The organism is Candidatus Methanoperedens sp., from assembly GCA_012026795.1.
In the GTDB taxonomy this organism is placed as follows: Archaea; Halobacteriota; Methanosarcinia; order Methanosarcinales; family Methanoperedenaceae; genus Methanoperedens.
In genome coordinates, this window is record VEPM01000022.1 from 41,054 (window position 1) to 63,971 (window position 22,918).

The 22,918-nt window shown below is 42.5% G+C and carries 18 protein-coding genes; 11 read left to right on the forward strand and 7 right to left on the reverse strand.

Going from position 1 to position 22,918, the window contains the following annotated elements:
- Positions 1-406: 406 nt before the first annotated feature.
- The 3 genes from FIB07_11835 to FIB07_11845 form a co-directional block, all read right to left on the reverse strand.
- Positions 407-1,588: a bifunctional 5,6,7,8-tetrahydromethanopterin hydro-lyase/3-hexulose-6-phosphate synthase gene (locus FIB07_11835; GenBank protein NJD53545.1), complete on the reverse strand. Its 1,182-nt coding sequence runs from the start codon at positions 1,586-1,588 to the stop codon at positions 407-409.
- Positions 1,589-1,866: 278 nt separating this feature from the next.
- Positions 1,867-2,496, reverse strand: a complete 630-nt coding sequence (gene pcm / locus FIB07_11840; protein NJD53546.1) for a protein-L-isoaspartate O-methyltransferase — start codon at positions 2,494-2,496, stop codon at positions 1,867-1,869.
- Positions 2,466-3,137: a hypothetical protein gene (locus FIB07_11845; GenBank protein ID NJD53547.1), complete on the reverse strand. Its 672-nt coding sequence runs from the start codon at positions 3,135-3,137 to the stop codon at positions 2,466-2,468. Before FIB07_11845 ends, pcm begins: the two co-directional genes overlap by 31 nt.
- A gap of 142 nt (positions 3,138-3,279) precedes the next feature.
- Between FIB07_11845 and FIB07_11850 the strand changes: the two genes are divergently transcribed.
- From FIB07_11850 to amrS, 5 genes are all read left to right on the forward strand, one after another.
- The gene (locus FIB07_11850; protein NJD53548.1) at positions 3,280-3,525 is read left to right on the forward strand and encodes an H/ACA RNA-protein complex protein Gar1; all 246 of its coding nucleotides are present in this window, start codon (positions 3,280-3,282) and stop codon (positions 3,523-3,525) included.
- A 14-nt stretch (positions 3,526-3,539) separates the two neighbouring features.
- Positions 3,540-4,553 carry a transcription initiation factor IIB gene (locus tag FIB07_11855; GenBank protein ID NJD53549.1) on the forward strand — a complete coding sequence of 338 codons (1,014 nt, stop codon included), beginning with the start codon at positions 3,540-3,542 and terminating at the stop codon, positions 4,551-4,553.
- Between the two features lie 127 nt (positions 4,554-4,680).
- A complete protein-coding gene (locus FIB07_11860) occupies positions 4,681-5,331 on the forward strand; it encodes a DUF115 domain-containing protein (protein NJD53550.1) in 651 nt (216 codons plus the stop codon).
- Positions 5,332-5,462: 131 nt separating this feature from the next.
- Complete coding sequence (locus FIB07_11865; GenBank protein ID NJD53551.1) at positions 5,463-7,745, forward strand: CDC48 family AAA ATPase; 2,283 nt, start codon at positions 5,463-5,465, stop codon at positions 7,743-7,745.
- A complete protein-coding gene (gene amrS, locus FIB07_11870) occupies positions 7,742-8,749 on the forward strand; it encodes an AmmeMemoRadiSam system radical SAM enzyme (GenBank protein NJD53552.1) in 1,008 nt (335 codons plus the stop codon). Before FIB07_11865 ends, amrS begins: the two co-directional genes overlap by 4 nt.
- Before the next feature lies 1 nt (position 8,750).
- Here amrS and FIB07_11875 read toward each other — a convergent pair whose 3' ends face one another.
- On the reverse strand, positions 8,751-9,353 hold the full coding sequence (locus FIB07_11875) for a hypothetical protein (protein ID NJD53553.1): 603 nt from the start codon (positions 9,351-9,353) through the stop codon (positions 8,751-8,753).
- 85 nt (positions 9,354-9,438) lie between these two features.
- On the opposite strand from FIB07_11875, the gene mvk reads away from it, so the two are divergent.
- The 5 genes from mvk to FIB07_11900 are packed head-to-tail and all read left to right on the forward strand — an operon-like array spanning position 9,439 to position 14,681.
- The gene (gene mvk, locus FIB07_11880; GenBank protein NJD53554.1) at positions 9,439-10,398 is read left to right on the forward strand and encodes a mevalonate kinase; all 960 of its coding nucleotides are present in this window, start codon (positions 9,439-9,441) and stop codon (positions 10,396-10,398) included.
- The gene (locus FIB07_11885) at positions 10,395-11,162 is read left to right on the forward strand and encodes an isopentenyl phosphate kinase family protein (GenBank protein ID NJD53555.1); all 768 of its coding nucleotides are present in this window, start codon (positions 10,395-10,397) and stop codon (positions 11,160-11,162) included. Before mvk ends, FIB07_11885 begins: the two co-directional genes overlap by 4 nt.
- 33 nt (positions 11,163-11,195) lie before the next feature.
- On the forward strand, positions 11,196-12,302 hold the full coding sequence (locus FIB07_11890) for a type 2 isopentenyl-diphosphate Delta-isomerase (GenBank protein ID NJD53556.1): 1,107 nt from the start codon (positions 11,196-11,198) through the stop codon (positions 12,300-12,302).
- Between the two features lie 40 nt (positions 12,303-12,342).
- On the forward strand, positions 12,343-13,680 hold the full coding sequence (locus FIB07_11895) for an RNase J family beta-CASP ribonuclease (protein ID NJD53557.1): 1,338 nt from the start codon (positions 12,343-12,345) through the stop codon (positions 13,678-13,680).
- Between the two features lie 38 nt (positions 13,681-13,718).
- Positions 13,719-14,681 carry a polyprenyl synthetase family protein gene (locus FIB07_11900; protein ID NJD53558.1) on the forward strand — a complete coding sequence of 321 codons (963 nt, stop codon included), beginning with the start codon at positions 13,719-13,721 and terminating at the stop codon, positions 14,679-14,681.
- A 76-nt stretch (positions 14,682-14,757) separates the two neighbouring features.
- On the opposite strand, the gene FIB07_11905 is transcribed toward FIB07_11900, so the two are convergent.
- The 3 genes from FIB07_11905 to FIB07_11915 form a co-directional block, all read right to left on the reverse strand.
- A complete protein-coding gene (locus FIB07_11905; GenBank protein ID NJD53559.1) occupies positions 14,758-15,189 on the reverse strand; it encodes a 30S ribosomal protein S6e in 432 nt (143 codons plus the stop codon).
- A gap of 106 nt (positions 15,190-15,295) precedes the next feature.
- The gene (gene clpB / locus FIB07_11910) at positions 15,296-17,887 is read right to left on the reverse strand and encodes an ATP-dependent chaperone ClpB (GenBank protein ID NJD53560.1); all 2,592 of its coding nucleotides are present in this window, start codon (positions 17,885-17,887) and stop codon (positions 15,296-15,298) included.
- A 63-nt stretch (positions 17,888-17,950) separates the two neighbouring features.
- Entirely contained in the window at positions 17,951-21,403 is a 3,453-nt protein-coding gene (locus tag FIB07_11915; GenBank protein NJD53561.1) for a HEAT repeat domain-containing protein, read from the reverse strand.
- 908 nt (positions 21,404-22,311) lie between these two features.
- On the opposite strand from FIB07_11915, the gene FIB07_11920 reads away from it, so the two are divergent.
- Entirely contained in the window at positions 22,312-22,818 is a 507-nt protein-coding gene (locus FIB07_11920) for a deoxyuridine 5'-triphosphate nucleotidohydrolase (GenBank protein ID NJD53562.1), read from the forward strand.
- Positions 22,819-22,918: the final 100 nt, after the last annotated feature.

Below are 22,918 nucleotides of genomic sequence, written 5' to 3' on the forward strand. Positions count from 1 at the left end.
TCATTGCAAGTGCTAAAAAATCACTGTTGGTAAGCCATTCTTCAAATGACAGCACGTTATTTGCAGATGACAGTATGTTATTATTAACTATCAGTATGATTATGGCAAAAAAGCTAATTTATTCAGCAATTACTTAGTATAACATTGATATATCCAGAGATGACCTGAATGACCACCAGAATAGATTGTAGGGCATTCCATAATGATATAATACGTCCACCCTCTGAACAGTGGTCACTTCAAAGCTATGATTTCTAACAAAACATCCTTACGAAATATGAGTATAAAAAAATTTTAGATGCTCCGATCGGGAATGTAAAAATATCCAATGTATATTGATCACGGAGGGAATCTCTTTTGACCTATATACATATGGATTATTGCGTTAGTATTCTATACCTTCATACTAAAAGTCTGTCATTATCCTGTACTGGTCTATCTCAGGCTGCTTCATTTCTTCGATGAACTGCTCTGTCATGGATCTCACATCTTTTGCTTTTGTGATGGCTCGTCCAACAACGATTATATCTGCGCCTGATCTCAGAGCTTCCTTAACAGTATCCACACGGATGCCGCCGGCAACCGCCACAAGCATCCTCTCGGATAACTTCTTCATTGCTGAAATGTCGCCCCATGCATGTTCTGCCTTTCCTTCAGTATCAATCGCTCTGTGCAGTTCCACAACATGCGGTTTGACAGAAAGGGCTTTTATTACCGATAACGGCTTATCAACGTTCAGCATATCGATGACTGCATAAATACCGGTCTTTCTGGCTTCTATTATTGCTTTTTCGATAGTGGAGACCGGCGCAAGTCCTGAGATTACAACTGCATCAGCAGTTGCATCTGCGACCATGCGCGCTTCAAGATTGCCTGTATCAAGTGTCTTCAGGTCGGCTACTATAAATGAATTCGGACGTGCCTCCCTGATAGATTGCACTACATTAACACCATATCTCTTGATAAGAGGAGTTCCTGCCTCTATGATAAGGTGGTCGCTCTGGGGTACCTGTTTTAAGATGTTCTTGACAGCTTCAATATCCGGCATATCAAATGCAACCTGCAGATAAGGCGGGTTCCATAACCTGACTACCTTGAATCCCATGATCGGATGCATGGTCCTGTCTTTCTCGTACATGAGGGTCTTGACATCCGGGAATCCCTGCATTGCGCGCTCTATTGCAAGCTTTGTAGCGCCATAATTGTAACGGTATATTTTATTGTAATCCTTTGCTTCAGGATGGATAAAAACGCTTACAACGATACTCAGGTCTTCAGCCTGGTCTTGTGGTATTACGCCTTCCTCAACCGAATCTGCCACGGCTCTTGCCACAGCGGTTTGTGCAGGTCCGAATATCTGGGCGGCCTGGGCCATGTTCTTGACGGTGACCTTTGGAACAATAAGTGTTGCCGGTTTTGCAAGAAGGTTTGGCCTTACTACTGAAAGAAGAGGAGTATGTCCCATGGAAAGCTGTGTAAAACCGTTCGCAAATGCCTGTCCTACAGGGCCTGATTTTTCTCCGATCATCAAATCAATATGAGCAAGTTCCGGTGCTTCTCCGATTAAAGCTTCACCTATTAAAAACATTTTTGTACCTCTGGCCTTAGATTGATTGTTTGGTATTTATGTATTTCTAAATATTATACAAAATGAAAAACATTAATATCTTTGCATGCTTACTTGCATGCGGTGAATAAAATGAAAGTTTATATATGCGAAAAAAGCTGCTGTCCGGCCGTTGAGACGATCGGTGATGAAGTATTGATCGGTGAAGATACGAATATAGTAAGACTGAAAAAGAATGAATGGAACAAACTGGTTGAGAAAATCCAATCAGGTGAACTTCATTCGCTCTGATTCCAATCCTAAAATCCTCTTTTCCCGACAAGGGGTACAAATACTACGTCCCCTTTCACTTCTTTTTTCAAACCATCGGTCTTTGTAACAAGATATAATTCCTGATAATTTTTTCCTACAGGTATGATCAGTTTTCCCCCGGTTTTAAGCTGGTCGGTCAGGGTATCAAGTATTTCAGGAGATGCGGCAGCAACACTTATCCGATCATACGGTGCAAATCCGGGAAGACCAAGCGATCCATCCCCGACAATTACAGTCACATTTTCGACCCCTGCTTTTTTTAAGTTCTGGCGGGCAAGTAATGCCAGGGGTTCGATCCTCTCAACAGTATAGACATGCCCGCGGCCCGCGAGTACTGCCATGACAGCAGCATGATATCCCGATCCTGCCCCGATCTCAAGAACTTTCATTCCATCCCTGATATCGAGAAGATCGCACATTATAGCAACCATGTGAGGGGCTGATATCGTTTGATTGAAACCTATCATTAATGGGTAATCGCCATATGCATTATCCTGTTCTCTTTCCGGAACAAAAAGATGCCTGGGAATGCTTTTCATCGCCTCAAGCACACGTTTGCTTATCCCGTGCCGCCTCAATTCTTCTATCAGCTGGTTGCTTTTGACCTCAAACTCCATAATGACTCCCTCTTTTTGATCACAACACGCTCTCCTTTTGCCCTTGAAAATCGTTTAGGTTCCTTGATACCGGAATCAGCATATATCCGCTTTATATATTTTGCTTTGATGGCTACACCTTTCCTACTTTTAAATCCGCCATCCCTTATTTTTATCCGCACGATCTTTAAATTCCGGTTGTTTACTTCTACTTTATCCCCGATCACAAATTCCCTGTCACCAGGTACGCGCATAGATACGGATTCTGTGGTTTCCCGGTGACTTATTGCAAATTTCACAATGGCTTCATCGATTGCTCTTGCCCATATTGTTTTAATAGCGTCTGCATTAGCTTCATCCAGTCTTTTATCCTTACCTTCTATAGAAGTTATCTTTACAAGATATGCTTCACCCGTTGTTTCATCATCTATCAGGATCTCATCATCTTTTCGTATGATACCGGAAAGCATTGCTCTTGTATGGACTGATTCTTTCCCCTTGCTTACAATCACCCTTACCAGTAAATTTTTTGGTTTTTTCTCTTTATGGACTGACTTACATTCCTGGCACTGCAATAATTCTTCTTTTCCCCCTTTAAGAATAATATGGTTAACCGGTGTATCAGGTGAGCATGAAGGGCATATTGTTTCGATATATTCCATATGATCATATAAGGGGCTTGATTGATATAAATATCCTTTTAAAACATGAAATATTTTATTATTGTCCGGAAAAAATTAAATAGTAAGCGATATGCTTATATACTACATATTTGAATATATAACTCTTTCGCTGAGGTAAAAATTGAAAAGATTAGGAACTGTTCTTCACTCTATCGATAATATACTGATAGTACGCGCCGATAAAACGCTTGAATCAAGTGGCCTGTACCCGAATTCAATGGTTATTACAAAAACGATGAAAAAGATAGGCAGGGTAAAAGAACTATTTGGCCCGGAGAAGAATCCCTACATATCTATCAAGTTATTCAATGAAATCAAAGACTCTGAAATAACGAAATTAAAAAAAGAAAGGGTCTATTTGGCATAAAGGAAAGGTGTGAAATGGCAGAAATTGAAAAAGTAAAGGAAATTGAGAAGACCGAACGAGAGAAAATAAAAGAAGGCATCAGGCAGAAGAAAGAAAAAGAAAAGGTCGGTCAGTTCGAGAAAGCAACAGTAGAGTGCCCCGAATGTAAGAGCCACGCCCTTGTTCATGACTATGAAAGGGCTGAACTTATCTGCAATGAATGCGGCCTTGTAGTTGATGCGGACTTTATTGACCAGGGTCCGGAATGGAGAGCTTTTGACCATGACCAGAGAATGAAACGGTCCCGTGTCGGTGCGCCAATGACCTATACCATTCATGATAAAGGATTATCCACTATGATAGACTGGAGAAACAGGGATTCATACGGGAAATCCATATCCAGTAAGAGCAGGGCGCAGTTATACCGTCTCAGGAAATGGCAGCGCCGCATACGTGTAAGCAATGCGACCGAGAGAAACCTTGCATTTGCATTATCAGAACTTGACAGGATGGCATCAGCCCTGGGTTTATCACAGAACGTGAGAGAGACAGCAGCCGTCGTATACAGGAAAGCCGTTGATAAGAACCTTATCAGGGGAAGAAGCATTGAAGGCGTTGCAGCAGCAGCTTTGTATTCAGCATGCAGGCAGTGCAATGTACCCAGGACCCTTGATGAAATAGGAGAAGTTTCAAGAGTAAGCAGGAAAGAGATCGGAAGAACATACAGGTTCATCTCAAGAGAGCTTGGCCTGAAGCTTGTCCCGACATCGCCCATTGATTATGTGCCGCGTTTCTGCTCAGGACTCACCCTTCGCGGAGAAGTCCAGTCAAAGGCCGTAGAGATCCTCAGGCAGGCATCCGAAAAAGAACTTACAAGCGGAAGAGGCCCGACAGGTGTTGCTGCCGCTGCAATTTATATTTCCTCGATCCTGTGCGGTGACAGGAGAACACAGCGCGAAGTCGCCGAAGTCGCAGGAATAACCGAAGTGACGATAAGGAACCGCTATAAAGAATTAGCCGAGGAACTGGATATTGAAATTATCCTCTGAGGATGGGAAACTGATCTGATACATAAAAACCAGGAAAACCGCAGACAAACACAGATGAACGCAGATAACCGGTTAACAGATTTGCGTTCATTTGCTTTTTACTATAATTATTTTTTATTGTTTTAATATGAAATTTGAGGAATGGGAACCGATATATAAACTGATCCTTGAAGACATGAATTTTGACAGGATATATGATGAAAATTCTGCCCGCCTGCTCTCAAAAATGCTTGAAACGAAGGCAAGGAAAAAACCACCTGATGTTATTGAGATCGAATTGCTGCAAAAGGCCATCAATGGAAAGGATATTCTTGTATGCGGCAAAGCGCCCTGCCTTGAAGATGATATTAAAAAAAAAATTGATTTCAAAAAATACGTGGTCATTGCTGCTGACGGCGCGACCAGTGTTCTGATGAACAACGGAATTACCCCGGATATAATCGTTACAGACCTTGATGGCAATATAGACGATGAAGCAAAAGCCAACGAACTTGGCGCCATAATGGTAGTGCATGCCCATGGTGATAACATTGATACGCTGGGTGAAGAATTGCCGCGCCTGAAAAGAGTGATAGGAACCACGCAATCAAAGCCCTTTAACAATGTCTATAACTTTGGTGGATTTACTGATGGTGACAGAAGCGTTTTTATTGCAAAAGAAATGGGAGCAAAGTCAATCACATTGATCGGATTTGATTTTAAAGATACGAATGTAACTCCTCTTAAGAAGAAAAAACTCATATGGGCAGAAAGATTAATAGATTTAATGCTTTGTTGATATTTTCAATCCATTAATTATTTCTTCTTTAAAGTATCTATCTATAATTGTATGGCTTTCCATGATAATTCCAATAAATATTATAATGGTAGCCACATAATAAAAGTTTAACAGGCTTAACTAAATAACTTATAATACGGGGTAACATGGAAAAATCAATTAGGTTGAAGGTAGTTGAGGCAGACCAGCGTGATGTAGGAAAAGGGATCGTCCGGATTGATGAAAAGTATCGGAACATGATCGGCATCAATATTTTTGATGTAGTTGAGATAAAAGGAGAGCAGCATTCTACATCTGCCGTGGTTGGAAGGGCATATCCGCAGGATGAAGGACTTGATGTCATAAGAATGGACGGCCTTATACGCACAAATGCCAGGACAGGCCTCGGGGAATATGTGGATGTTTCAATAGCACAGTGGAAAGAAGCAAAAAAAGTCACACTTGCCCCGGTGACAAAGAATATTCATATTTATGCGCCAGCTGAAAGCCTGCGTGCGATTTTTCATAACAGGACGGTCTCAAAAGGAGACATCATATCGACAACAAGCGTCAGGCGGCCGAGGGAATCAATGGGCACGGATGTCATGTTCGAGCAGGTGTTCCCGGAATTCTTTGGCGGCTCATTTGGGCTTGGCGAGATAAAACTGCATGTTTTTTCAACAACCCCTGCCGGGATAGTCAAGATAACCGATGTCACTGAAGTGGAGCTTTTGCCTGAAGCTGTTGAGCTTCCTGCGGAACTGCCTGAGGTAATGTACGAAGACCTTGGTGGTATAAAACCTGCCCTGAGTAAGATCCGGGAGATAATTGAACTGCCCCTTAAGCATCCTGAGCTTTTCAACAGGCTGGGTATTGATGCGCCAAAAGGAGTGCTTCTTCACGGGCCGCCCGGGACAGGAAAAACCATGCTTGCAAAAGCCGTGGCAAATGAAAGTGAGGCATATTTTATCACAATCAATGGCCCTGAGATAATGTCAAAATATTACGGGGAAAGCGAACACAAGCTTCGTGAAGCTTTTGACCTGGCCGAAAAAAATGCCCCTGCCATAATCTTCATTGACGAGATCGACAGCATTGCACCGAAACGAGCTGAAGTAACAGGCGAGGTGGAGCGCCGGGTCGTGGCTCAGCTTCTTTCTCTTATGGACGGCCTGAAATCAAGGAAGAATGTGATCGTCATCGGGGCCACGAACCGTCCTGAAGCTCTTGACATGGCGCTTCGCCGCCCGGGCAGGTTTGACAGGGAGATCGAGCTTCGGGCACCTGACCGGGAAGGGCGGCATGAAATATTCCAGATACACACGCGCGGTATGCCTCTTGCTGAAGATGTCAGTCTAGATAAACTTGCGGACCGGACGTATGGCTTTGTGGGCGCAGATATAGCAGCATTATGCCGTGAGGCTGCAATGACATCTCTTCGAAGAGTTCTTCCTGAAATTGACCTTGAACTGAAGGTCATACCCAAGGAGACGCTTGATAAACTAATTATTAAATCTTCGGATTTTGAAGACGTAATGAAGGAAATACAGCCATCGGCCCTTCGCGAGATATTGTTTGAAGTGCCAAATGTCTCCTGGGATGACATAGGCGGGCTTACGAGTGTTAAAGATTTGCTTTCCGAGGCTGTGGAATGGCCGCTGCGGTATGCTGAATCATTCAAGCGGATAGGGGTTGAAGCACCGAAAGGCGTTCTTCTGTATGGTCCCCCTGGCACTGGAAAGACACTTCTGGCTAAAGCTATTGCCTATGAAAGCGCGGCAAACTTTATGACCGTAAAGGGAAGCGATATTTTATCAAAATGGTATGGAGAATCTGAAAAGCATATAGCTGAGATATTTAAAAAAGCGCGCCAGGTCGCACCTGCTATAATATTCCTTGATGAGCTTGATGCTCTTGCGCCTGTAAGGGGAACTGCCGAGGGTGAACCCCTTGCAACAGAGCGAATAGTGAACCAATTACTCTCAGAACTTGATGGTCTTGAAGAACTAAGGGGAGTTGTGATCATAGGAGCGACAAACCGGCCGGATATAATCGATCCTGCACTTTTGCGGCCTGGAAGGTTTGATGAGATGATACTTGTTCCTGTTCCTGACCCCAGGACAAGATTAGAGATTTTTAAAGTCCATACGAAAAAAATGGCACTCTCCGAAGATGTTAATTTAGGGGAATTTGTGAGAATAACCCAGGACTTTACAGGTGCGGATATTGCCGCTGTATGCAAGAAAGCAGGACGCATTGCGATGAGAGAGGACATTAACACGCAAAAAGTGAGCCACAGGCATTTCCTTTCTGCAATTGAAGAGACAGGACCGTCTGTTACCCCTGATATAATGAACTATTATGAACAGATCAAGGATGACCTGAGAAAGAAACGCTCAAAGCAGATAGAAACCAGTCCGGGAATATATGTATGATCAGGGAAGGGATATTATTTGATGAGCTTCCGGACAAAAAAGTAAAATGTAATGTTTGTTCCCACAGGTGTACTATTGCAGAAGGTAAAGTGGGGATATGCAGGACAAGACAGAATAAGAACGGGAAAATCTATACGCTGATATATAATACGGTATCAAGTGAAAATGTTGACCCTATCGAGAAAAAGCCGCTTTATCATTTCCTGCCAGGTACACTTTCATATTCCTTGGGGTCAATAGGGTGTAATTTCAGATGCCAGCACTGCCAGAACTGGAATATTTCCCAGGTTAATCCGGAAGAGTCTTATACGATGGAAATAACGCCTGAAACCGCAATCCAGCGGGCGCTGGAATCAGGATCAAAATCGATCTCCTGGACATATAATGAGCCTGCCATCTGGCATGAATATACTTTTGACAGCGCGGTGCTTGCAAAAAAAGCAGGGCTAAAGACAGTATATGTGACAAACGGCTACATAACCCCGGAGGCGCTTCGAAGAATTGCTCCACATCTTGATGCCTACCGCGTGGATATCAAATCATTTTCCGGGGACTTTTACAGGAAAATCTGCGGTGCAAGGCTGGCTCCGGTCCTTGAATCAACAAAACTGGCCAGGGAACTGGGAATGCATGTGGAAACGGTAACACTTATCATACCCGGAAAGAACGATTCACCCGGGGAGATCACACAAATCGTGCAATGGGTGCATGATAACGTGGGTATTGACACGCCAATGCATTTTACGAGATTCCATCCAATGTATAAGATGGATGGCCTTCATCCCACGCCCCTTGGTACTCTTGAGATGGCATATGATATTGCAAAAAAAGTTGGGATGAGGTTTGTATATCTGGGGAATGTTGGAGGACACAGGTATGAGAATACATATTGCCCGAAGTGCAATGCCCTGCTTATTGACCGCCTGGGATTCAGGGTAGGCGCTGTTAAGATCAGGGATGGGAAATGCCCGGAATGCGGGGAAACAATACCGATCGTTGCATAGATCATGGATAAAGCTTGATATATCTGTCTATTCCGAAAGTGTATGGTGCGGTAAGTTCAAGTTGTACAGATGCTCCACGTTCCTGGTTAATATATACTGAGATAGTTTGTCTTGGAACAAGAATCGGATCTGTATAATTGAGATTATGAACGTTAATATCTACTAAATCTCCACTGTTAAGAACCGGATAATTCGGAGTAAAAGATCCATCAATATCGCGTATGATGATTGCGTTAAATGTATTTGCAACATCACTTCTATTTGAATAATTCAAAAACTGATGTTCGTTTAAGATTATCATTATTAGCCTTAGATCCATAGATTCAGTCCCCACCTCCGGTTTGATCCGGATATATAAATTTTGAATACCAGGTTGAAGGCCTGTCACATTAGGATTTACCCTGTCTCCAACCACAGTTTCGATCTGGAAATTTGTTGCAACTGTCGCAGTAGCATCTTTAGATGTAATTATTGCTTTCTGCCGGAGGTCTCCTGTTGAATAGATCAGCATGATTGCCGCGACAGCTGCAACTAATACCATTGCAATGAAAACTATCAGTGTGCCTACACCAACATCTGCTGTTTCATTTGTAAGGTTTTTCATTCACTCATGCAGCTTCCGGAACAGTATATAATTGTATATTCTTTTAAATAGCGTTGTGTGTTGCAAATAAACTGAGGTGTGAAAAATGTGTGATCGCGGCAATCCTTATATTTATATATCGCATCATGGGGGTCGGAGAATTTTACTGACCACTACATGCACAGCCCCGGGGAAAATATACCTGTTTGGTGAGCATGCCGTGGTATATGGCGAACCTGCCATTGCCTGCGCTGTGGAGCTTCGGACCTGTGTTGCAGTAAAAAGATCAAGCGGTATTTCGATATCATCAGATATCGGGACAACAGGGCTTGATTTCCAGATGCATCCTTATGTTTCATCAGCTATACAGAAACTGGGTTCTCCTGAAGTTTCAATAAAAATAACCTCCCGGATACCTGTTGGCTCCGGTCTTGGCTCATCTGCCGCTGTAACAGTTGCGACACTTGAGGCCATTAATATCGAATGCGGGCTCGGATATGATAAAACCGGTATTGCAAGAATGGCGCATGAGATAGAAAAGGAAGTGCAGGGAGCTGCAAGCCCTACCGATACATTTGTCTCGACTTTTGGCGGGGTAGTTGAAATACCCTCCAGGAAAAAGCTTGATATCCTTGATTGCGGTATCGTTATCGGTAATACCAATAAAGGCGCTTCGCCCAAAAAAACCGCAAAACTTGTAATGCAGGTAGCCGGGCTTAAGAAAGAGTACCCTGATTCAATAGATCCCATAATCAAAATAATCGGTTCATTTGCAGGATACGGGGAGATCCTGGTAATGCAAAAAAATTATATAGAGCTCGGAAAACTTATGAATATCAATCACGGATTGCTGGATGCGCTTGGCGTGTGTACGATGGAATTATCCGCTCTCGTCTATGCTGCACGTAATGCAGGCGCATATGGCGCAAAACTGACAGGTGCCGGGGGCGGCGGCTGCATGGTTGCACTTACTGATTCGCCTGAGGAAGTAGCTACAGCGATTGAGAAAGCCGGAGGTAGCGCGATTATTTCAAGTTTTACTCCTGACGGGGTGTTGCAGGTTTGAACCTTATCATATTGAAGATCGGTGGAAGTGTAATTACTGATAAAGGTTCCTTATCAAAAGCAAGGGAAGCTGAGATTAACAGGATATCAAATGAGATTGCATCATTTAAAAAAGATTCGGATTCACAGCTGATCCTTGTTCATGGGGCAGGTTCATTCGGTCATCCGCAGGCCATGAAATACCGGTTGAGCGAAGGATTTGATGCAAAAGGCGCATATCTTATCCATGCTTCTGTTAAAGTGTTGAATTCAAAAGTCCTGGAGTCTTTGAATAATGCAGGTGCAAATGCCCTGCCGGTTCATCCTTTAAGTTCATGTCTTCTTGAGAACGGGAAGATAATTGATTTCCAGGTCGGGCAGATAAAAGTGATGCTTGAAAAAGGCATTATTCCTGTACTTCATGGAGATATGGTTATGGACAGGGTCAAAGGCGCTTCGGTCCTTTCAGGTGACAGGATAATCCCGCATCTTGCGATCGCCCTGAATGCTTCGCAAATCGGTGCGGGAAGCGATGTTGATGGGGTTCTTGATGATAAGGATGCAGTCATTAAAAAAATAACGCATTTCAGTTTTGTTGATATGAAAAAAAATATCAAGGGTTCAAGTTCAACAGATGTGACAGGCGGAATGCTCGGAAAAGTATCGGAGCTGCTGGAACTTGCCGATAAAGGAATAAGCTCCCGCATATTCAATGCTTCCAGGAAAGGTATGGTATCAGGTTTTCTATATGGAGAAGATGTTGGAACTTTGATATCAGACAAATGAGTTATATATAGTGAATTTAATAAGGGATATGAAATGAGTACGTCGGAAAGGAAGATAGAACATTTATTATTATGCGTTGAAAAAGATGTTGAAGCGCATAAGAGTAATACGGGTCTTCGGGCGTCTGGTTTTGATGATATAGATCTTGTTCATGATTGTCTTCCGGAAATAAATAAAAATAATCTTTCTCTTGAAACTGAATTCATGGGTAAGAAATTACGTGCGCCCATATTGATAGCATCAATGACAGGAGGTCATCCCGACACTAAAGCTGTGAATACAGCGCTTGCCAGCGCAGCAGAAGAGCTTGGTATAGGTATTGGTGTAGGCAGCCAGAGGGCAGCGATCGAGGACCCCAGCATGGAGGATTCATTCAGGGTAGTAAGGGATAAAGCTCCCAATGCGTTCATTTACGGAAATGTGGGCGCAGCACAGCTAAACGAATTCGGGATCGATGGACTTGAAAGGGCAGTCGAGATGATAGGTGCGGATGCCATGGCCATTCACCTGAATTTTCTCCAGGAAGCCATACAACCTGAAGGAAATGTTGACGCCACAGGATGCCTTACAGCCATAAAGAAAGTCTGTGAGGAGTTATCTGTTCCGGTAATTGTAAAAGAAACAGGCGCGGGTATCGCTCATAACCAGGCCCTTGCAATATCCGAAGCAGGAGCATCTGCCATTGATGTAGGGGGCCGTGGCGGAACGAGCTGGGCAGGTGTTGAAACATATCGTGCACAAAAACGCGGAGATCTTTTATCCGAACATCTTGGCAAAGAATTCTGGAATTGGGGAATACCCACAGCAGCAAGTATTGTGGAATCCAGTATTTCAATACCTGTAATTGCAACAGGAGGCATACGTTCAGGTATAGATGTGGCAAAATCCATCGCACTGGGTGCATCCCTTTGCGGAATTGCATTGCCCCTTGTAGCTCCTGCTTTAAAGGGGCATAAGGACGTAGTAGACAGATTGAATCTTATTATTGAAGAATTGCGAGTAGCTATGTTCTTATGCGGGTGCAGCACAATTGAAGAACTGGGCAATGTCGCTTTAGTGATACATGGAAGCACGAAAGAGTTCCTTGAGCAGAGAGGATTTGAGACAGGTAAATTTGCAACAAAAAGATATAAGATATAATATAAAAATTGTATTGTATAATAATTATGGAGTAATTTAAATGACAGAAATAGGAATTATTGCGGTCGGCGGCTATAATGAAATGGGCCGGAATATGACCGGTGTAAGAGTAGATAATGATATTATTGTCCTTGATATGGGACTACAGCTGGACAGGGTCCAGATACATGAAGATGTCGAAGTAGACAAAATGCATTCAATGGACCTTATAAAAATGGGGGCAATCCCGGATGACACCATTATGAAGGATGCAGGCGGAAGCGTAAAAGCTATAGTCTGCACACACGGTCATCTTGATCATATCGGAGCCATCCCGAAGCTCGCCCACAGGTATAAAGCACCCATAATTGCCACACCATATACCGCAGAGCTTGTTAAGCATGAAATATCAGATGAAAAGAAATTCAGGGTAAATAATGAAGTTATTCCCTTAAGGATCGGTGGAAGATATAATCTTACACCTGATATCCAGATAGAATTCATACGTATCCAGCACAGCATAGTGGATTCAGCTTTTGCAGCGATACATACTCCGGAAGGAGTTGTACTGTATGCAAGTGATTTCAAACTGGACAGGACGCCGACAATCGGCGAACCTCCGGATTTCGCACGACTAAAAAAAATTGGTAAAGATGGCGTCAGGGCTATGATAACCGAAAGCACAAATTCGGGACTATCCGGGAAAACACCATCAGAACAAATAGCAAAAGACCTTGTGCGTGATGTACTTCTCGGAACGGAAGAAACAGAATCAGGCGTAATTATTACTACATTCTCATCACATGTTGCGCGTATCAATGCAATTATCCAGGCAGCAGAAGAGATGGACAGGATCCCTGTATTGCTGGGAAGATCAATGGAACGCTATCTTTCAATAGCCCAGAAGATGGGTTATATAGAATTCCCTAAAAATCTTGAAATATACGGTAACAGGAACTCAGTTGATAAGTTCCTGAGACGCATATCACAGGAAGGAAAGAAAAAATACCTGCCTATAGTTACAGGTCATCAGGGAGAGCCCGATGCCATCCTGACAAGGATCGCAAATGGAGAAACACAATTCAGGATTGAACCGGGAGATAAAGTAATATTCTCTGCAAATACCATTCCCAGCCCTATGACTATGGCGAACAGGCATGCCCTTGAAATAAAACTGAAAATGGCGGGAGCTCGCCTTTATGAAAATGTCCACGTATCGGGTCATGCTTCAAGGGAAGATCACTGGGAACTACTGCGTATGGTGAATCCTGAGCAGGTTATCCCATCGCATGGGAATATGGTAATGCATTCCCATTATGTTGAGCTGGCTGAGGATGCTGGATACCATTTCGGTGACACAGTCCATATCATGAGAAACGGGGAGGAACTGGTAGTATGAAAATACTTATATATGCTAAAAAACGGAGATAAAAACATATGATCGAAGAGATCCTTCAGAAAAAAGCTAAATTGGTTGATGAAGCTATCCCGAAATTCCTTCCAATTACTCCGCCGGATGAATTGTATAAAGCCATGCGCCATCTTCTTGATGCCGGAGGAAAAAGACTTCGGCCATCTGCGTTGTTGCTTGCATCCGAAGCTGTGGGCGGAAAGCCCGAGGATGTTCTTCCTGCTGCAGTTGCTGTTGAACTTGTCCATAATTTTACCCTGATACATGATGATATCATGGATGAAGCGGACTTGAGGAGAGGACTTACAACTGTTCATAAGAAATGGGGTGTTCCAAGAGCGATCATTGCCGGGGATGCCCTTTACTCAAAGGCTTTTGAGATCCTTTCATGTACAAAAAGCGAGCCACAGAGACTTGTTGAAAGTCTTGAGCTCCTGTCAAAAACATGCACCGATATATGTGAAGGCCAGTGGATGGATATGAATTTCCAGACACGCAGGGATGTATCTGAAGAAGAGTATATGCGAATGGTCGAGAAAAAAACGGCTGTACTTTTTGCAACAGCACTAAAATTAGGAGCAGTGTTATCCGGTGCAAACCGCGAGCATGTCAGGGCTTTATGGGATTTTGGCAGGCTGACGGGTGTTGGATTCCAGATATATGATGATGTGATAGATTTGATCACTCCTGAGGAAATACTGGGAAAAGCGCAGGGTGGAGACATAATTGAAGGAAAACGTACTCTTATTATTATTCATGCACTTTCAAAAGGAATAAGTATTGATGCTCTTGGGAAATGTAATGCAACCAGAAGCGAAATCTCCGCAGCGCTCACGACTCTTAAGGAATCAGGTTCAATTGATTACGCCATGAACAAGGCGCTCGGGTTTGTTGATGAAGGTAAAGCCGCACTCGCTGTGCTCCCTGAATCAGATGCAAAGAAGATACTTATCGGACTTGCTGATTATATGATCGAGCGGAAGTATTAAGACAATTATATTAATAAAAAAGTTAAAAATATTAAGATTAGCGCCGGGATAATATCCACAACGCTATATTCGAAGATTACTTTCTCGCCTTTGGTCTTTCCTTTTCCTTCTTTGCTTCTTCGCCTTCTTTCTTAACAAAGATTTCGTTCAAAGGTTTTTGGCCATATTCCATAATGACAGTATTGATCTGTGAAATGTCTGATGAAATCTCATTTCCCCTCATGGATTTTCTCTTCTTTACCCCATCTGCCTTTGGAATATAACCAACGCCGCCTGCTACTAATATTTTTCGTCTTGCAGGGCCTGGTAAATCCCCTCTCATAGCGAACCCATCCTTATCGGTTCCGCCAGTTACCTTAAGTGTATATCCTGCCATATTTGCAATATCGCCGCTTACAACATCCCCGATTTTTTTTCCGATCATTTTATTGGCTGCGGGGCCTGTTACAGCTACCTGGTAAGCCAGTTTACTTTTACTGTCCGAAATAGTTACTCTGAAATCTACCATTATTTTAATTCTCCTGTATCAATAATAATAATTTATCCCTTTAATAGGATTGTTATAATTCTTGACCTAACTGGCATTTAATCTACTTAAACATATTGATTGCATATCAATCTAAGGCTTTCCTGAACACGAGTTCATTGCCCTTTGCATCCACTTCTATCGAATCCCCCTCGTCGAATTCCTTATCAAGTATCTTCACTGCCAGGGGGTCAAGTATCTTGTGCTGGATTGTCCTCTTTAAAGGCCTTGCGCCGTATGATGGGTCATAACCTGCTCTTGCAATGAGGTCTCTTGCTGATTCAGTAAGATTTATTTCGATCTTCCTTTCACTGAGGCGTTTTTTCAGGATATTGAACTGGATATCCACTATTTTCATGATTTCCGGAAGTCTCAGAGGATGGAAGATAATGATCTCATCAAGCCGGTTCAGGAATTCAGGCTTGAACGCGTTTCGAACGACTTCCATCACTTTTCTCCTCATTTCATCTTCCCTGTCAAACAGTTCAAAAATCCACTGGCTCCCGATATTGGAAGTCATTATTATGACCGTATTCTTGAAATCTACGGTGCGGCCGTGGCCGTCTGTGAGCCTCCCGTCGTCGAGTATCTGGAGCAGGACATTAAAGACATCGGGATGTGCCTTTTCTATCTCATCTAATAAAACGACTGCATACGGGCGTCGCCTGATGGCTTCTGTGAGCTGTCCCCCTTCTTCGTAACCCACATATCCGGGTGGTGCGCCTATGAGCCTTGCTACTGTATGCTTTTCCATATATTCGCTCATATCAAGCCTGATCATTGCAGCCTCATCGTCAAACATGAACTCGGCAAGCGCCCTTCCCAGTTCTGTTTTTCCCACGCCCGTCGGACCAAGGAACATAAACGATCCGATTGGACGCTTCGGATCTGAAATTCCGGCACGGCCGCGTCTCACGGCATTTGCAACCGCAACAATTGCCTCCTCCTGGCCAATGACTCGCTGTCTGATGCGCTCTTCCATATGCACGAGTTTTTGCATCTCGCCTTCGAGCATTTTGCTGACAGGAATGTGCGTCCATTTTGATACTACTTCTGCGATATCTTCTTCATCAACCTCTTCTTTGAGCATTTTCTGGTCTTTCTGGAGTTTGACAAGTTTCTTATTTTCTTCATCCAGCTGCTTCTGAAGACCTATCAGGACCCCGTAACGAAGTTCTGACGCACGTTCAAGATTCCCTTCAACTTCAGCTTTTTCAGAATCCATGCGGGTTTTTTCGATATCTTCCTTGATCTTTCGTATCTTCTGGATTGCATTTTTTTCAAGCTGCCAGTGGGCCTTCATCTGGCTGCTTTTTTCTCTCAGGTCTGAAAGTTCTTTATCGATTATCACAAGGCGATCCTTTGAATATTCATCTTTTTCTTTTCTGACCGCCTGTTTTTCGATCTCAAGCTGCCTTATCTTCCTCTCGATGTCATCAAGCTCGGAAGGCATGCTATCGATCTCTATCCTGAGTTTTGAGGCCGCTTCATCGATAAGGTCAATAGCTTTGTCCGGAAGGAACCTGTCTGTTATGTACCTGTGTGATAGAATAGCGGCTGCCACAAGCGCAGCATCCTGTATCCTGACACCGTGATGCACTTCATATTTCTCCTTAAGACCGCGCAATATGGAAATGGTTTCATCAACCGTGGGTTCATCCACAAGCACAGGCTGGAAACGGCGCTCAAGCGCAGCATCCTTTTCGATGTGTTTCCGGTATTCATCAAGTGTTGTGGCGCCGATCACATGAAGTTCCCCGCGGGCAAGCGCTGGTTTTAGCAGATTTGAAGCATCCATTGCCCCTTCGGCTGCACCTGCTCCTACGAGAGTATGAAGTTCGTCTATGAAAAGTATGACCTCTCCCTGTGAATCCTGCACTTCTTTTATCACAGCCTTCAGGCGCTCCTCGAATTCGCCCCTGAACTTAGCTCCTGCCACAAGCGCGCCCATATCAAGCGCCACTACTTTCTTATCCTTAATATTCTCAGGAACATCACCCGCAAATATCCGGAGCGCCAGACCTTCGGCAATAGCTGTTTTTCCCACGCCGGGCTCCCCGATAAGAACCGGATTGTTCTTTGTGCGCCGCGATAGAACCTGTAGCACACGCCTGATCTCATTATCACGGCCTATCACAGGGTCAAGCTTCCCGCGCTGGGCAAGTTCTGTCAGGTCGCGGCCGTATTTCTTGAGCGCATCGTATTTTGCTTCAGGATTCTGGTCTGTAACGGTTGATGATCCGCGTACTTCCTTGAGAGCTTTCATGAGGGCGTCCTTTGACACTCCGTTCTCTTTCAGAATGCGCGCAGAGATGCCATTTTTTTCATCAGCGATGGCAAGCAGGAGATGTTCTGTGCTCAGGTATTCATCGCGAAGTTTCTTCATTTCGGAAAATGCAGCCTCAGCGACATTATTCAATCGTGTGGACATGTAAACCTGGCCTGCTCCTGCCCCTTCCACGCGCGGAAGCTTGCTGATCTCGTCTTCAAGCCTTGAGATTATTCCTGATGTGTTTGCGCCGAGTTTTTGAAGGAGCTGAAGTGTCAGCCCTTCATTCTGGTTAATGAGTGCAAGCAAAAGATGCTCGACTTCGAGCTGCTGCTGGTTCCTGTCAAGTGCTATAGCCTGTGCGTCCTGGAAAGCTTCCTGGGCTTTTATGGTGAATCGGTCGAATCTGATGGGCATGAGTAGTTTCTCCCTATGAGTTTATTGGTGCGGGAAGGATTAAAGGTTGCTTTTCGATTACCATGAATCTATTTTGTGAAGTGACAAAACCTCTTTTTTTGTTGAAAATAATTTTTCATCAAGTGATATTATACAATTCAATGTTTCATTATTATGAATTTCATTATTGGCAAATTTCCTGGCTATTTCCTTTAAATCTTCTTCATTAGCAAATTTTTCTAACACCGATACCGCTGTGCGTCTCATGTCAGAATTATCATCCTTGAGCATGTTCTTGACAATTTCAAGGTCTTCATGAGTAACTAATTTTTCATATGCTGATACCGCTGCGCGTCTCACGTCAGAATTATCATCTTTGAGCATGTTCTTGACAATTTCAAGGTCTTCATGAGTTCCTAATTTTTCATATGCCGATACTGCTACGCGTCTCACATAAGAATCATCATCCTTGAGCATGTTCTTGACAATTTCAAGATCGTCATGAGTTCCTAATTTTCTAATTGCCGATACTGCTGCGTATCTCACATCAGAATTATCATCCTTGAGCATGTTCTTGACAATTTCAAAATTGTCATGAGTAGTTAATTTTTCAAATGCCGATACTGCTGCGTGACGCACCTCATAATCATCATCCTTGAGCATGTTCTTGATAATATCAAGGTCGTCATGAGTCCCGAATTTTCCAATTGCCGATACTGCTACATATCTCGCATCAGAATCATTATCTTTGAGCATATTCTTGATAATTTCAAGATCTTCATTAGTAACTAATTTTATAAATGTCGATCTCGCCGCCTCCTTTGAATCAGGATCATCATCTGAGTTCCTAAATATGTCTATGATAATTTCAAGATCATCATGAGTTCCTAATTTTCCAATTGCCGAAATAGCCCTGCTTCTTACTTCAAAATTATCATCCTTGAGCATATTTTTTATGATTGTAACGTCGTCATGAGTTCCTAATATTTCAAATATCAAAACACCCATTTCTCTTACTTCAGAATTATCATCCTTAAGCATGTTTTTTATGATTGCAAGGTCGTCTTGAGTTCCAAATTTTTTAAACACTGAAATAGCCCTACTTTTTACAATCCAATAATTATCCATGAGCATGTTCTTAATAATTTTAAGGTCGTCATGAGTCCCTAATATTTCAAACACTGAAACTGCTGCAGATCTAACATTAGAATCATTATCTTTGAGCATGTTCTTGACAATTTCAAGGTCGTCATGAGTCCCGAATTTTCCAATTGCCGATACTGCCGCAGATCTAACATTAGAATCATTATCCATGAGCATGTTCTTGATAATTTCAAGATCATCCTGAGTTCCTAATTTTTCAAATAATACCACAGAGGCACTTCTCACCTTACCTGACCGATTTGAAAGTCCTTTTTTGATAAAAGTTCGCAAAACATCCTTATCTTCTCTGAACCACCACCATGCAGGCCCATTTCTGGCAAGATAACTATACATGAGTAACTCCTTTTCCTGATTCGAAGGGTGGATCGATTCTTTCAATGAATACAATGAAACAAGTTCATTGACATCAAGAAGTGAGTGAATATGCTGGTAACTTAGCGTCTTTGTCCGAAGAGTTGAAATTACGCTTCTTAAAGGTTTTTCATCATCCTTTATCATCTCTTCAACACCGGAGGCAAGATAATCATGGATAATTTCGTAATTATCATTCCCAAGATGCCTTATCAATCTCTTTTTCACCATTAGATCAAGCAATTCTTGGAGTTCATTTTCGGGAAGCATCAAATATCGCAAAAGCTCATCCTTTCCTTTCTGTTCTTTTGTCCTGTCCCTGACAAGCTGTTTCAAGATTTCTTCAGCAAATTTTGCTTTTGGAGGAGATAATGTATCAAAATATGTTAATTGGGAAATAAGATAAGAGCCGATAATATCCTCAACTTTTCCTTTATTGCAATAAATTTCTTCGGTAACTACACCATCTTTTGACTTTGCAGATTCTATCAAGCTCTTTGCGATGATTTGGATAAAAGGAGGGTATATCCCTCCAATTTCAGATTTCTTATCAATTTCATTAAGGATATTGACCAGCAAAGCATCATCTATCCCGATATTATTATCACGAAATAATTCCCGCAAAACATCTGATGCAATCTGCCGGTCAAATCCGCGAAGAGAGTATTTTTCAGGACGGATTATGCTGGCACTTTCAAGGAACGAGAAAATATCTGGTTCATAATCGCCCCTATATGAAAGTAAAACATGAACATTCCTGAAAGATTTACTGTATATCCGGCGCAGGATTTTTCCTATCTCTTCCCTTTCATGCGGCTGTGAGCGTAAAATATCCTCAAACTGATCAAATGAAATTAATACTCCAGTCCCTGCGGAGTTATCAGACAGGTTCTTTATGCATGAAAAAATATCACCAGAACTGGAATTATCCATCATACAGGCATTATTGATATCTTCAAAAATGCGTTTTAGTGGGTCAGGATTCAGTGGTCTTGTCCAGATGCATTTCCAGCCCATATTAATGAGTGTCGGAAAAAGACCTGCCATTATAAGTGAGGTTTTTCCAACCCCTGAATTTCCAATTAGGAGAGTAGTATAATTCCCGGATACCTTCGACATGAACACTTTATCCAGAAGTTCCTGTGATTCAATCTTGCGTCCTCTGAAGATCGAAGCTTCCTTTTCAGTATAATAATCCATTTCAAGAAGATCGTGTCTGGTTCTTTCTTCTGCTTTTCGTTTTAATTTTCGATTGTCATAATGAATTGAAATCTTATATGGATATCCCGCATCCTGCAGAACAGATGCAATGCATTCGATTTCCTTCTGCATCATAGAAACCCCATTTTGAATTATGTTGGGGTCATTATAGTTTTCAGGAACAGCGGTCAGTTCGATCTGGGAATTTTTATCAAAGCCCCATCCTGGTATAAGTTTTCGGAATCGTGTCTTTTCATCTTCTTTTTTAGCGTCTCCCACCTGGGTATGTGGAATCCTTGAATTATCCGAATGCAGAATATCGGCAAGCCTGAGAAGTGAGGACAGAAGCCTTACCCTTACATCTTCATTTGCGACATGATATATTTCAGGAACTTCATTGAAAACCTCTTCAGAATCATGAGCTCCGACAATATAGCTCAAAACAAGACCTTCAGGATCGGTAAGGCCGTAGTTTTTAGCTCTGTCAAGCATCTCATCCATGGCAATTTCGCCATGCTTTTTTTTGGATACTATGGATTTCCCAATATCATGATAACATGCCGCCGAAGAAAACAGAAAAAGTTCAAGAGGTGTGAAGAAATTGGATTTCTGATCGTCCGGGATTAGCTTACCAAGATTATCCTCCACCATACCGCAATGAAGGGGGCCTTGTTGATGGCCTTCTTTTGATTGCTGACGCTCCTGGATTTCGCGAGCTATAGCAACCCAGATATTTTCCAGGCGGTGATAAAGTTCCTCATCCCCTTTTTGTAGAGCTGTTCTGATACTGATTTTTCCTTTTTCGCAGCCGCTCATGAGGTTTAATTCTTTATATAGTGTAATAAATGTTGTTACTTATTTTCGCGCTTTAGCCCAAACGCTTCCCTGCGCCCTCCCTCCTTTCGTATAACCTGCGATTTGCCTGAGTGAAAATATACCTTCTTTTGGAGTTATTTGCTGTTTTTTATTCAGTTCACATTTAAAATCAGGTTTGCATTATGCGCTTGAGGTTGTGTGGGATTATATCATCGTTTAAATTAAATTTCAATAAGCATAGCAATTAATCTGCGTTTCCATATTGGCGCCCTTGAAATAGAGCTTAACATTATGCGTAGAGTGCATGGTGCAATTATGGAAAAAAAAGACCCGAAAGCATGGGATAGATTATTCGTAAAGAAATAACCACAGGGCTGAAAAGTAAAACCAAGCTGGCAGCTAATCATCCTTCAATTAATCTTGCCCCGTGCGTGATGGTAACTATTTCTACAGTATCTGATTTAATCATGTAAACTATCCGATAGTTGTGAAAATTTCTTTAACTGCGCTATGCTCTATCCCCTTATTTTCATCAAGCGCCCTTAAACCAGAATCTACTTTCTGCCTGAAATACAGTTCTGCCATAAATCCTGCACTGAAGCAGTATCTGGCATTTTGTGTATCATTTGAATTACTGAGTCCTTTACTATGTCCATGATTATCTCTTTAAAAAATTAATGCTTTGATTAGTAATAAGTGTATCCTTGCTTATTTTTTTCAATTCAGCATGGGTTTCATACCAATCTTGAGTGCAAGTATTATATGCTCGACTTTAACCCTTACTACATCCCGTTACGGTATGTATGAATAAATCCCGTAACGCGAAACAGATCAAAAAATTGCGTAACGTATTTCTTATTTGCGGTTTTTTCAAAATGTTTATCTGTTCCCGCTGTAATTTTGCACCTATGTTATCCCATGACGAATTGATCACCCTCATCAATGAAAAGCCTCCACTTGTCGAAAAAATGATCGACCCGGATATCCAGGTGCAGCCCAACGGTATCGAATTGACCCTGCAGCGCGTGGAATTTCATGATGGTCCAGGTTCAATCGCTTTTGATAACTCAGAAAGGAAACTCCCGCAGACAAAAAACCTTGATTTCGATGAGGAAGGATGGCTGCATTTACCAAAAGGAAGCTATAAGATCGTATTCAACGAGATCGTGAACATCCCTAAAAACATCGCAGCGATCGCAAAACCGCGCTCAAGCTTACTTCGCTGCGGCGTGACTGTGGAAACCGCTGTATGGGATGCGGGTTACAGCGGAAGATCCGAGAGCCTCCTTGTTGTATATAATGAGAAGGGGTTCAGGGTAAAAAAAGATGCGCGTGTACTTCAACTTTTGTTTTTCAGGCTTGGGGAGGAAGTCAGGAAAGGATATTGCGGTGTATACCAGAATGAGAATATCTGAAAAAAATTAGTTTAATTTATATTAGTGAATGTCATAAGAGTAATGGCGAGACTTATGAATATCCTTGATATTACAGAAGATAAGATCTTCAAAACTTTGG

What these genes read in the sequence shown, in the direction of transcription:
- FIB07_11835 (NJD53545.1), bottom strand. Translation starts at nt 1,588, where the DNA reads ATGTTTTTAATAGGTGAAGCTTTAATCGGAGAAGCACCGGAACTTGCT.
- pcm (NJD53546.1), bottom strand. Translation starts at nt 2,496, where the DNA reads ATGGAGTTTGAGGTCAAAAGCAACCAGCTGATAGAAGAATTGAGGCGG.
- FIB07_11845 (NJD53547.1), bottom strand. Translation starts at nt 3,137, where the DNA reads ATGGAATATATCGAAACAATATGCCCTTCATGCTCACCTGATACACCG.
- FIB07_11855 (NJD53549.1), top strand. Translation starts at nt 3,540, where the DNA reads ATGGCAGAAATTGAAAAAGTAAAGGAAATTGAGAAGACCGAACGAGAG.
- FIB07_11860 (NJD53550.1), top strand. Translation starts at nt 4,681, where the DNA reads ATGAAATTTGAGGAATGGGAACCGATATATAAACTGATCCTTGAAGAC.
- amrS (NJD53552.1), top strand. Translation starts at nt 7,742, where the DNA reads ATGATCAGGGAAGGGATATTATTTGATGAGCTTCCGGACAAAAAAGTA.
- FIB07_11875 (NJD53553.1), bottom strand. Translation starts at nt 9,353, where the DNA reads ATGAAAAACCTTACAAATGAAACAGCAGATGTTGGTGTAGGCACACTG.
- mvk (NJD53554.1), top strand. Translation starts at nt 9,439, where the DNA reads ATGTGTGATCGCGGCAATCCTTATATTTATATATCGCATCATGGGGGT.
- FIB07_11890 (NJD53556.1), top strand. Translation starts at nt 11,196, where the DNA reads ATGAGTACGTCGGAAAGGAAGATAGAACATTTATTATTATGCGTTGAA.
- FIB07_11895 (NJD53557.1), top strand. Translation starts at nt 12,343, where the DNA reads ATGACAGAAATAGGAATTATTGCGGTCGGCGGCTATAATGAAATGGGC.
- FIB07_11900 (NJD53558.1), top strand. Translation starts at nt 13,719, where the DNA reads ATGATCGAAGAGATCCTTCAGAAAAAAGCTAAATTGGTTGATGAAGCT.
- FIB07_11905 (NJD53559.1), bottom strand. Translation starts at nt 15,189, where the DNA reads ATGGTAGATTTCAGAGTAACTATTTCGGACAGTAAAAGTAAACTGGCT.
- FIB07_11915 (NJD53561.1), bottom strand. Translation starts at nt 21,403, where the DNA reads ATGAGCGGCTGCGAAAAAGGAAAAATCAGTATCAGAACAGCTCTACAA.
- FIB07_11920 (NJD53562.1), top strand. Translation starts at nt 22,312, where the DNA reads ATGTTATCCCATGACGAATTGATCACCCTCATCAATGAAAAGCCTCCA.